Origin of the sequence: Streptomyces sp. NPDC059524, assembly GCF_042749255.1 — a bacterium.
Classification (GTDB): domain Bacteria; phylum Actinomycetota; class Actinomycetes; order Streptomycetales; family Streptomycetaceae; genus Streptomyces; species Streptomyces xanthii.
Genome location: NZ_JBHYTK010000113.1, coordinates 17,439 through 27,121, shown reverse-complemented (window position 1 = coordinate 27,121; position 9,683 = coordinate 17,439). Strand labels below are relative to the sequence as shown.

The window sequence follows — 9,683 nt, the reverse complement described above, 5'->3', positions numbered from 1 at the left end:
GGGGGCAAAAAACCGCCACACTGCCCCCGTGCAGAGTATCGGGGTTAAAACGAAAGTGGGGCACCGGGCGGCGCCCGGGCGGAAACCCGCAGGGCGATGCGCGGGATCACCGCAGATGGCCGGACGGTTGACCTCGTAGTGGTGCTGAGCTGCGGTTTCTAGCGTGGGTGGGGTTCGGGGCGCCCGCCTCGGAGCAGTCGATCACCACGCCGGGAGACTTCGCATGTACCTCGTGACTTCGGCCGCCGCCGCTGCCGAGCCCACCACTGGCGTCGCCGGTTGGGCGGCGCATCTTGTCGATGTGTTCGGCGGGCCGGGGGCCGGTCTCGCGATCGCGCTCGAGAACCTCTTTCCGCCGTTGCCCAGTGAAGTCATCCTGCCGCTGACCGGGTTTGCCGCGGGACAGGGTGTCATCAGTCTCTTCTCGGCATTGCTGTGGACGACGCTCGGGTCCGTGGTCGGTGCCGCGGCGCTGTACGGGATCGGGCGGGCCGTCGGCCGCGAGCGCATGTACGCGCTGTGGGGCCGGCTGCCGTTGGTGAAGGTCTCCGATCTGGAGAAGACGGAGGCGTGGTTCCAGCGGCACGGGACGAAGGCGGTGCTGATCGGGCGGATGGTGCCGATCTTTCGCAGTCTCATCTCCGTCCCCGCGGGGGTGGAGCGGATGCGCCTGCCGGTGTTTCTGTCGCTGACCGCGGTCGGTTCGCTGGCGTGGAACTCGGTTCTGGTGCTCGCGGGTTACTGGCTGGGTGAGCGGTGGGATCTCGTGGAGACGTACGTGGGTGTGATCTCCAAGGTCGTGCTGGCGGCGGCCGTGACCGCGGTGGCGGCGTATGTCGTCGTACGGCTTCGGGGCCGGGGCCGGGGCCCGGGACGGGGGCGGCACCGTGATCGCGAGCGCCGGACGGAGATCGAGCAGGCCCGTTAGGCTCGGCTTCTGTGCTGGTGACAGGGGTGAGGCCGGTGGAGGCCAGAGGGAGTTCCGGGGTGGCCGGTGCGGCAGGGGCGGGCGGGGTGCTGTGGCGGTCGGTCGGGGTGCTCCTCGGGTGCGTGGCCGCGTGTGTGGGGGTGGTGTGGCTCGCCGTCGCCGGCGTCGTCCTGGGCCCGTTCCTGCTGTGGCCCCGCACCCGGACCGGGGCGCGGGCGGCCCTGGTTACGGGGGCCCGTCGGATCGCGGGGCTGGAGCGGCGTCGTCGCACCGTCTTCTTCGGCGACCGTTTCCCCCTGCACTACGTCCCCCAGGACATGACAGTCCTGCGGTACGTCGCCACGCGCGCGTACGCCGGAACGGTCACCGCCGTCACGCTCGCCCTGTTCGGCTTCGGCATGGTGCTGGCCGGCGTGTTCACAGCCGCGCTGGTGCGCGGACGTGTCGGTGTCGTCGAGCTGCTGTGGCAGGTGCTGCTGGGCGGTGCGCTGCTCTTTCTCGGCGTGCAGGGCCTGCGCTCCCTGTACGCGCTCGACGCCCGGCTGGCGCGTGACACCTTCGGCCCCTCCGAGCGGGAACTGCTGCGCCAGCGCATCGACGAACTGGCCACGAGCCGCGCCGCGGTCGTGCACGCGGTCGACGCCGAGCGGCGCCGTATCGAACGCGATCTGCACGACGGCCTCCAGCAACGACTCGTCGCCCTCGCCATGCTCCTCGGCCGCGCCCGCCGCCCCGGCCGGACCCCGGAGCAGTCCGCCGCACTCCTGGCCCAGGCCCACGAGGAGGCGCAGGACGTGCTCACCGAACTGCGCGAGGTGGCGTGGCGGGTGTATCCGTCGGCGCTCGACGGGCCGGGGCTGCGCGAGGCGCTCGGCGGGGTGGCCGAGCGCAGCCCGGTCCCGCTGCGCCTGGACTACGGCCTGGAGCGGCCGCTCCCCCGGCCCGTGGAGACCGCCGCGTACTTCGTGGTGTCGGAAGCGGTGACGAATGCCGCCAAGCACGCGCAGGCGACCAGCGTCCAGGTCCGACTCACAGTGGCGGCAGGTGTGTTGACCATCTCCGTCCAGGACGACGGGTGCGGAGGAGCCGACCCGCACGGCACCGGGCTCGCCGGACTGCGCGGCCGCGTCGAAGCACTCGACGGCCGACTGCGCGTCGACAGCCCACCGGCCGGACCCACCACCATCACCGCGGAGCTGCCATGCGCCTGATCATCGCCGAGGACTCGACCCTGCTGCGCGAGGGGCTCGTGCGGCTGCTGGTGGAGGAGGGACACGAGGTCGTCGCCGCGTTCGGGGACGCCACGACGCTGCCCGACGCCGTCGACTCGTACGGTCCCGACGCTGTCGTCGTCGACATCCGCATGCCGCCCACGCACACCGACGAGGGGCTGCGGGCCGCACTGGAGATCCGCGCGCGCCGCCCCGCCACCGGAGTGCTGGTGCTGTCGCAGCACGTGGAGCGCACCTACGCGGCCCAACTGCTCGCGGGCGGCGCCGAGGGCATCGGCTATCTGCTCAAGGACCGGGTCGCGCAGGTCGAGGAGTTCCTCGACGCGCTGGAGCGGATCCGGGCGGGCAGCGCGGTGATCGACCCGGAGGTCGTGCGCCAGCTCGTCGGCCGCTCCGTCCGCGCCGATCCGCTGGCCCGGCTCACCCCGCGCGAGCGTGACGTCCTGGAGGTCCTCGCGCAGGGGCACACGAACAGTGGGATCGCCGAGCGGCTGCACCTGTCGCTGAGCGCGGTCGAGAAGCATCTCAACGCGGTCTTCGACAAGCTGGAACTGCCGCGTACGACGGGGTACAACCGGCGGATTCTGGCGGTGTTGCGCTATTTGGAGGCGTGACGCGGGCCCGGGGCCGAGCCTTCCCCTTTGGGGGCTGCTGAATTCGGCCGATGCCGGTAGGGCTTGGTCGCGTCTCACGATGATCGCGGGGTGGGGGGCTTGGCAGTGGCTTGTCAGGTGTTCAGTGACCGAGCGAAATCGGCGAGCGTGTGGAAGTCGTCCTCGCGTAGGCCGATTCGCGGGTTGACGTGGTGGAGGAGACCGGCGCCCTCGTGGTGTGTGCTCACGTAACCCTCGTCGAGATCGCTCTGCTCGTCGTCCACCCATGCGAAGGGGCGACCGTTCGCGTAGTCCACCAGCGGGCCGGTCTTCCAGTGGACCCCGTCGGGGCGTTCTCGGAACAGGGCGTCGCCGAAGTCGACGAAAGGGAGTTCGGGAAGGCCGAGTACGGGGGCGAGCCATCGGTTGGCGTCGTTCATCCACGTGGTGGCCCAACACAGGTCGAAGTCGAGCCGGAGGGGCCTGGCCGTGCTCGGGGTTGAGCCAGACCCGCAGGGGTCGCCGCCGCCGGACCGAGTGTTTTCGAGCAATGCTCAGGACTTGTGGATCAGCCTGAAAGGGCACGCGGAGGGCGTACCTTCCCAATGATCCCGTGATGGTCTCCTATGAGGCCCGCGTTACAGCGCGGGTCGGGAAGGCGTGCCCGTGCTCAGCGTAGTCACCAAGGACGGCTGCACCCAATCAGGCTCTCTGATCGACGAGATCGTCCGTGAGGGCGCCCGGCGCATGCTGGCCGCCGCGCTGAAGCGGAAGTCAACAACTACATAGCCGAGTTGGCGGCCGATACCGACGAGCACGGGCGGCGGCTGGTGGTCCGCAACGGTCACCACCGGCCCTGGACCGTGGTTACCGCGGCCGGCCCGGTCGAGGTCAGGGCGCCCCGCGTCAACGACCGCCGGGTTGATGAGGCGACCGGGGAGCGTCAGCGGTTCTCTTCGAAGATCCTGGCGCCGTGGTGCCGTAAGTCGCCCAAGATCTCGGAGGTCCTGCCCCTGCTCTACCTGCACGGCCTGTCGTCCGGTGACTTCGTTCCCGCCCTGGAGCAGTTCCTCGGTGGCACGGCCGGGCTGTCGCCGGCGACCGTGACCCGGCTGACGAAGCAGTGGAGCGACGACCATGCTGCCTTCCAGAACCGGGACCTGTCCGACCGCGACTTCGTCTACGTCTGGGCGGACGGCGTGCACCCGAAGGTCCGGCTCGGCCAGGCCCACTCGTGCGTCCTGGTCCTGCTCGGCGTCCGCCTGGACGGCACGAAGGAGCTCATTGCCCTGGCCGAGGGCCTGCGCGAGTCCACCGAGTCCTGGGCTGACCTGCTGCGCGACTGCCGCCGACGCGGCATGCGTGACCCCGAGTTGGTCATCGGCGATGGAGCCATGGGCTTGTGGCGGGCACTCGCCGAGGTCTTTCCATCCGCACGCCTGCAGAGGTGTTGGGTTCACAAATCCCTCAACGTCACCAACTGCCTGCCCAAGTCCGCCCAGCCTGGCGCGACCAAGGCCATGCAGGAGATCTACAACGCCGAGTCCCATGGACATGCCGAGAAGGCGATCGAGGCGTTCGCGAAGACCTACGGTGCCAAGTTCCCCAAGGCCGTCGCGAAAATCACCGATGACCGGGACGAACTGCTCACCTTCTACGGCTTCCCCGCCGAGCACTGGATTCACCTGCGGACCACCAACCCTATTGAGTCGACCTTCTCCACGGTCAAGCACCGCACCAAGGTCACGCGAGGTGCGGGCAGCCCGGCGGCCGCGCTCGCGAGGGTGTTCAAGCTGGTCGAGTCTGCCCAAGCGCGATGGCGCGCCATCACCGGAGCCCACCTGGTGTCCCTGGTCCGCGCCGGCGCGCGGTTCGAGAACGGCGTCCTGGTCGAACGCGAGGAGACCGTCGCAGCCTGACGACCGAGCATCGGGGTGCGCGCATGGTGATGTGGGCGACGGCTGGCACTCAGGGGAGTGGTGAGCAGGCGGCCAGCCCGGTCAAGTCCGGCATTCGACTCGGCGACATCGCGCCCAAGCACTACAAGAGCGCTGTCCGGAGGCTGACACTGGACGAGGTTGTCGACGATGGGGGCGATCCGTGAAGCGGCAAGAACGTGTTGTTGTCATCGGAGTGGGCATCCTTGGGGCCTGCGTGGGCTGGAACTTGTCCCGGCACGGCACCAAGGTGGTCTTCATCGACGCAGGCAAGCCAGGCGAGGGTGTCACCAATTGGTCTTTCTCGTGGGTCAACGCCAGCAATAAGACCGTGCGCAAATCCTACTTCGACCTGAATGTCGCGAGCATGGCTACGTACCGTGAGCTTGCCGAGACCTTGGGGCCGGACTCGTGGTGGTATTCCCGCGGGCATCTGCGCTGGGCAGACGATCCCGCGAGGGAGGCGAAGCTCCTGGAAACGGCCGCGCTGCTGGCCGACTGGGACTACCGGGTCGAGGCGCTCACGGGGATCGAGGTACGCCGCCGCCTCGAACCTGCTCTCACCGTGCCTGACGAGGTTCCAGTGCTGTTCTATCCCGACGAAGCCTGGGTGCATGGGCGCCATCTCGTCGGCCGCCTGGTCGGCCAGGCCATTGCGTCCGGTGCCGAGCTGCGGGTCGAAACTGCGGTCCGGGACATCGGTACCCGTGCTGACGGGAGTGTCCGAACAGTCGCTCTGTCCGACGGGAGCTGCCTGGACGCCGACATCGTCGTAAACGCGGCGGGCCCCAGCGCGTGCGACGTCGCCGGGCTCGTCGCACGGCACCTGCCGATGCGCAGGGAACCCGGCGTCGTCACCCGGATCAGCTGCGAACGGGTCCCGGTTCACCGACCCATGCACGCACCGCACATCGAGATCCGCCCCGACGGAGACGCTTCGGTGGCCCTGCACAGCCGCGAGATCGACGCGCTCATCGAGGCAGACCAAAGCCCATCGGAACTCGCGCGGCTGCTCCGCGAATCGGCACGGCACATCGTTCCCGCGCTGGGCAACTCCCGCATCACCGGGACGCGCGTGTCCAACCGTCCCATCCCGGCCGACGGATTCCCCTCAGTGGGTGCAGTGCCGTCCGTACCGGGCTACTACGAGGCCGTTTCCCACAGTGGCATCACGCTCGGGCCGCTCATCGGCCGACTACTTGCCTCAGAGATCCTCGGCGGGAAGCCAGACCAGATCCTTGCGGACTTCCGCCCCGATCGGTTCCCTGCTTAGCGGACCTGGCGGACGCCGGCGCAACCTGGCGAAAATCTCGACGTCTACCTGCTGGCACTTCTCGCCCTGTTCAGGAATCCACAAGTCTTGACTATTGTTCAGTGTTCTCCGGTTTGCGATGGAGTTCCGCTGTCTCGGGGCAATCTGAGTGTGGTGTGGCCGTCGGGGCGCTTCTCCGGCTTGGCCGCATAGGGGTTGAGCGGGCCGTCCACATCGAGGAACAGCAGCGGTCGGCTCACCAGTCCCCCCTTTCCCCTTCACCGGCTGTGCGTCGCAGCGTAGCCGCAACGATCGTTGCGGCGCCGAGCCGTTCCGGCCACCGATCAGCGCGCGTGGACAGCAGGCCCGCATGGCTTCGGGGCGGCTTCGGTGCGTGTCTGGCGGTCCGTCATCCTGGGCGGGTTGCGTGGGCGAGTACGAGGAGGATGACGGTGGCGGAGCGGGGTTCCGGTGGGCGGGCGGGGCAGCTGATCGATGCCTGGGACGAGATGCGGGAGTACGTCGATCACGATCCGCAGGAGTACGAGCGGCTCGTGGCCGAGTGTGCCCGTGAACTGGCCGCCGCTCCGGACGGTCCGCTCGCGTATCGCTGGACGCTGGGCCTTGTCCTGGCCCTTCCGTATCTGGCCACCAGGAAGCCGGAGGACCTTGATGTCGAGGCTGCGTTCGGTGCGGCTTCGGATGTGGCGCGGGCGCTGCGGGACGAGGCCTGCGGGCATGGGGAGCATCCGTTCCAGGGCAGTCTGGAGGGGCAGCTCGAGTGTGTTCCGGACGTGCTGCGGGAGCTCGGTGGCGAGGGGGCGGGCGGCGAGGGGCTCTGGCCGGACCCAAGGCAGTCTCGTGAGGCGTGGCTGTGCCCGCGCAACACCGCCGGGTATGCGCGCGTGGTGATGGAGTCGCTGCGGGCGGGCTCGGCCGGGGACGATGTGCCGCCGTTCCTGCCGTTCGAGGACCGCTACGAGCTCGAGGGGCTCATCGCGATCATGGAGGGCTATCCGCTCGCCAGAACCTTCGACGTCGCGTTCGACCTCTCCTTCGCGGCCTCCGCGCTGCAGGGGGCCTCGGGCGAGGACCTGGCCGGGCGGGTCTTCACGGCCACCGCCGTGACCTGGTACGTGGAGGTCGAGGCCGATCCCGAGCACGAGGGGGCGCAGCAGCTCGTCGCCGAGCTGGTGGCGGCTTTCGAGCGTGCCCTTGAGCTTCTCGGTGACGGCGGGGCCTGTGCGCACGACGCGCACCCGGCTCTTCCGGACGACGCCACCGAGGTTCTGTGGGTGGGCGCGCATCTGGCGAGCGCGCGTGGGCGGGCCGTGTACGAGAGGTGGCCGAGGGAGGGGGTACCGCCGCTCGACACGGTGCGATGTCCGGTGTTCGTCGCGGCCACTGCCTGTGATTCGCTGGCGCGGTTGAGGAGTTGCTGACCTGGCCAGGGGCGTGGTCTCGAGGAAGAGGAAGGTGCCGGGTGTGGTGGTGCGGGCGCAGGCCCCGCTCCTCGATCGTCTGCCGGCGCTGCAGGTGACGTACGGCGGGCGGTGGCGGTGCCCGGTGGCCCAGGCACCGCCCCTCACGCGCTCGCGTTCACCGCCGTACGGGTCAGGCCTTGACGTTCACCCCCGCCCAGGCGGCGTCCACGGCCTGGACTTCGGGGCTGCCGGCGCCGTAGAGGTCGGCAGCCGCCTTCAGGGTGCCCTCGCGGGCGGCGTGGTAGTCGGTGGTGGACGTGAAGTACGTGGTCAGGGCCTTGTACCAGATCTGTACGGCCTTGTCGCGGCCGATGCCGGTGACGGTGGAGCCGTCCACGGTCGGGCTGTTGTAGTGGACGCCGTTGATGTCCTTGGCGCCGCTGCCTTCGGACAGCAGGTAGAAGAAGTGGTTGGCGACGCCGGAGGAGTAGTGCACGTCGAGGTTGCCGACGCCGGCGCTCCAGTAGTCGGCCGAGCCGCGGCCGTCCTTGCTCGGCTGGTCCTGGTAGCGCAGCGGCTTGCCGTTGCCGAAGATGTCGATCTTCTCGCCGAGCAGGTAGTCGCCGGGGTCCTGGGCGTTGTTCGCGTTCCACTCCACGGCGGTGCCGAAGATGTCGGAGGTGGCCTCGTTCAGGCCGCCGGACTCGCCTGAGTACTGCAGGCCGGCGGTGGCGGAGGTGACGCCGTGGCTGAACTCGTGGCCGGCGACGTCGAGTTGGGTGAGCGGGTGCTGGTTGTTCGCGCCGTCGCCGTAGGTGATGGTGAAGGACTGATCGTCCCAGAAGGCGTTCTGGTAGGCGTTGCCGTAGTGGACGCGGGAGACGGGGGCCCGGCCGTCGTTCTTGATGCCGTTGCGGTGCAGGACGTCCTTGTAGAAGTCCCAGGTCTTGGCGGCTCCGTAGGCGGCGTCGACGGCGGCGGTCTGGTTGTTGCCGGGGGTGCCGTCGCCCCAGGTGTTGTCCGCGTCGGTGAACAGGACGCCCTTGCCGCCCGTGCGGTGCTGGAAGTCGACGGTGCTGGAGCCGCCGCGCAGGGTGTCGACGAGGTCGAAGCCCTTCGACGACGTGCTCGTGTTGAGCGCGACTGTGCCCGCGTACTGGCTGGCACCGGTGCCGACCGCGCCGACCTGGGGACTGCCCGGCTTGGCGGTGGCGGAGGCGGTGGCTGTGGTGGCTGTGGTGGTGGCGGTGGTGCCCTTGGGCGTGACGCCGTCGGCTATGTCGTCGATCAGTTGCTGCTCGTACAGCTTCTTGCCGGTGTCGGCGTCGGTGACGACGCGCAGCCGGCTCGGTGTGACGCCGTCCTTCTGGGTGCCGCTGACGAAGGTCTCGTACGCGAGGGTGGGCTTGCCGTCGGCAGCCCAGATGACCTTGCGGGGCGCCTCGTCGGTGGCGGAACCGGTGTTTCTCGCGGCTTTGGCGGCCTTGACGGCGGCGGATCGGGCGGCGGTCGGGGTCAGCTTCGGGGTGAGCGAGGCGACCTTGACGGTGGCCTTGACCGCCTTGGTGACGTCCTTGACGGCGCCATCAGCGGCGCGGTGGACGATGAGGTCGCCGCCGAGGACGGGAAGGCCGGCGTAGGTGCGCTCGTAGCGCGTGTGGACGGTGCCGTCGGCGTCCTTGATGACCTCCTTGACGACCAGCTTCTCCTTGGCGCCGAGGCCGAGTGCCGAGGCGGTGGCCGCGGCGGAGGTGCTGTCGTGGGGCTCCGGTGCGGCACCCGAGGCGGTGGTGGCGCCTGCGGCGAGCACGCCGGTGAGGACGGCGGCGCCGGAGGTCAGGGCGAGACGCCGCGCCGTGCCGCGTGTGGGGGAGAGCGAGGACATGTGGTTCTCCAGAGGCTCATGGGGAGGTGGACGGGGTCGCCGCCCATCGGTGCAAGGCCGATCGCCTTGATGGGCAGGGACACTCTCAGCCCGTCGCGCACATGTCACGGGAAACTAAAGGGGGTTGGGCCGCTGATGACGGATTTGCGCACTCGCTCTTCACGGGAATGAAAAGGCTCCGAAACGGGCCGACATGCGCCGCCATGGACGACACAGGAATCCGCAACATTCGCGAAGGCGTCAGCCCGCGGCAGGCCGTACCGGCCTGGCTGCAGCAGCAACGCTCTGGACCGCTGAGCCGGCGTTCCGCACCCATGTCACCGTGACAAGCCCCGATACCCCGCTGTGCCCCGCCGGGTTTACCCGGGGGGGGGAACAACCCGGGGCAGCCCGGTGGGGTGATCCCACCCGCAGTGCCGGGCAGGCGGGGGC

6 protein-coding genes and 2 pseudogenes are annotated in these 9,683 nt (G+C 69.6%); 6 read left to right on the top strand and 2 right to left on the bottom strand.

Annotated features, from left to right (window positions below; all coding sequences use genetic code 11):
• Positions 1-223 precede the first annotated feature (223 nt).
• The 3 genes from ACFW9D_RS27015 to ACFW9D_RS27005 are packed head-to-tail and all read left to right on the top strand — an operon-like array spanning position 224 to position 2,774.
• Positions 224-928 (top strand): DedA family protein, encoded by a 705-nt coding sequence (locus tag ACFW9D_RS27015; RefSeq protein WP_384625823.1) that lies wholly within the window; start codon positions 224-226, stop codon positions 926-928.
• 59 nt (positions 929-987) lie between these two features.
• A complete protein-coding gene (locus ACFW9D_RS27010) occupies positions 988-2,139 on the top strand; it encodes a sensor histidine kinase (protein ID WP_384625820.1) in 1,152 nt (383 codons plus the stop codon).
• A complete protein-coding gene (locus ACFW9D_RS27005) occupies positions 2,130-2,774 on the top strand; it encodes a response regulator transcription factor (protein ID WP_188341999.1) in 645 nt (214 codons plus the stop codon). The genes ACFW9D_RS27010 and ACFW9D_RS27005 overlap by 10 nt, the downstream gene beginning before the upstream one ends.
• 113 nt (positions 2,775-2,887) lie before the next feature.
• Here ACFW9D_RS27005 and ACFW9D_RS27000 read toward each other — a convergent pair.
• Positions 2,888-3,371 (bottom strand): annotated as a pseudogene (locus ACFW9D_RS27000) (hypothetical protein).
• Positions 3,372-3,419: 48 nt separating this feature from the next.
• On the opposite strand from ACFW9D_RS27000, the pseudogene ACFW9D_RS26995 reads away from it, so the two are divergent.
• The 3 genes and pseudogenes from ACFW9D_RS26995 (at position 3,420) to ACFW9D_RS26985 (ending at position 7,384) form a co-directional block, all read left to right on the top strand.
• A pseudogene (locus ACFW9D_RS26995) lies at positions 3,420-4,672 on the top strand (IS256 family transposase).
• Between the two features lie 181 nt (positions 4,673-4,853).
• Positions 4,854-5,963 carry an NAD(P)/FAD-dependent oxidoreductase gene (locus ACFW9D_RS26990; protein WP_384625816.1) on the top strand — a complete coding sequence of 370 codons (1,110 nt, stop codon included), beginning with the start codon at positions 4,854-4,856 and terminating at the stop codon, positions 5,961-5,963.
• Between the two features lie 425 nt (positions 5,964-6,388).
• Positions 6,389-7,384 (top strand): hypothetical protein, encoded by a 996-nt coding sequence (locus ACFW9D_RS26985; protein ID WP_384625812.1) that lies wholly within the window; start codon positions 6,389-6,391, stop codon positions 7,382-7,384.
• 172 nt (positions 7,385-7,556) lie between these two features.
• Here the strand turns inward: ACFW9D_RS26985 and ACFW9D_RS26980 are convergent, their stop codons facing one another.
• Positions 7,557-9,251 carry a M4 family metallopeptidase gene (locus tag ACFW9D_RS26980; RefSeq protein ID WP_384625809.1) on the bottom strand — a complete coding sequence of 565 codons (1,695 nt, stop codon included), beginning with the start codon at positions 9,249-9,251 and terminating at the stop codon, positions 7,557-7,559.
• Positions 9,252-9,683: the final 432 nt, after the last annotated feature.

Excerpts from the sequence above, each read along its gene's own strand:
- ACFW9D_RS27015 (WP_384625823.1), top strand. The coding sequence starts at position 224 with ATGTACCTCGTGACTTCGGCCGCCGCCGCTGCCGAGCCCACCACTGGC.
- ACFW9D_RS27005 (WP_188341999.1), top strand. The coding sequence starts at position 2,130 with ATGCGCCTGATCATCGCCGAGGACTCGACCCTGCTGCGCGAGGGGCTC.
- ACFW9D_RS26985 (WP_384625812.1), top strand. The coding sequence starts at position 6,389 with ATGACGGTGGCGGAGCGGGGTTCCGGTGGGCGGGCGGGGCAGCTGATC.
- ACFW9D_RS26980 (WP_384625809.1), bottom strand. The coding sequence starts at position 9,251 with ATGTCCTCGCTCTCCCCCACACGCGGCACGGCGCGGCGTCTCGCCCTG.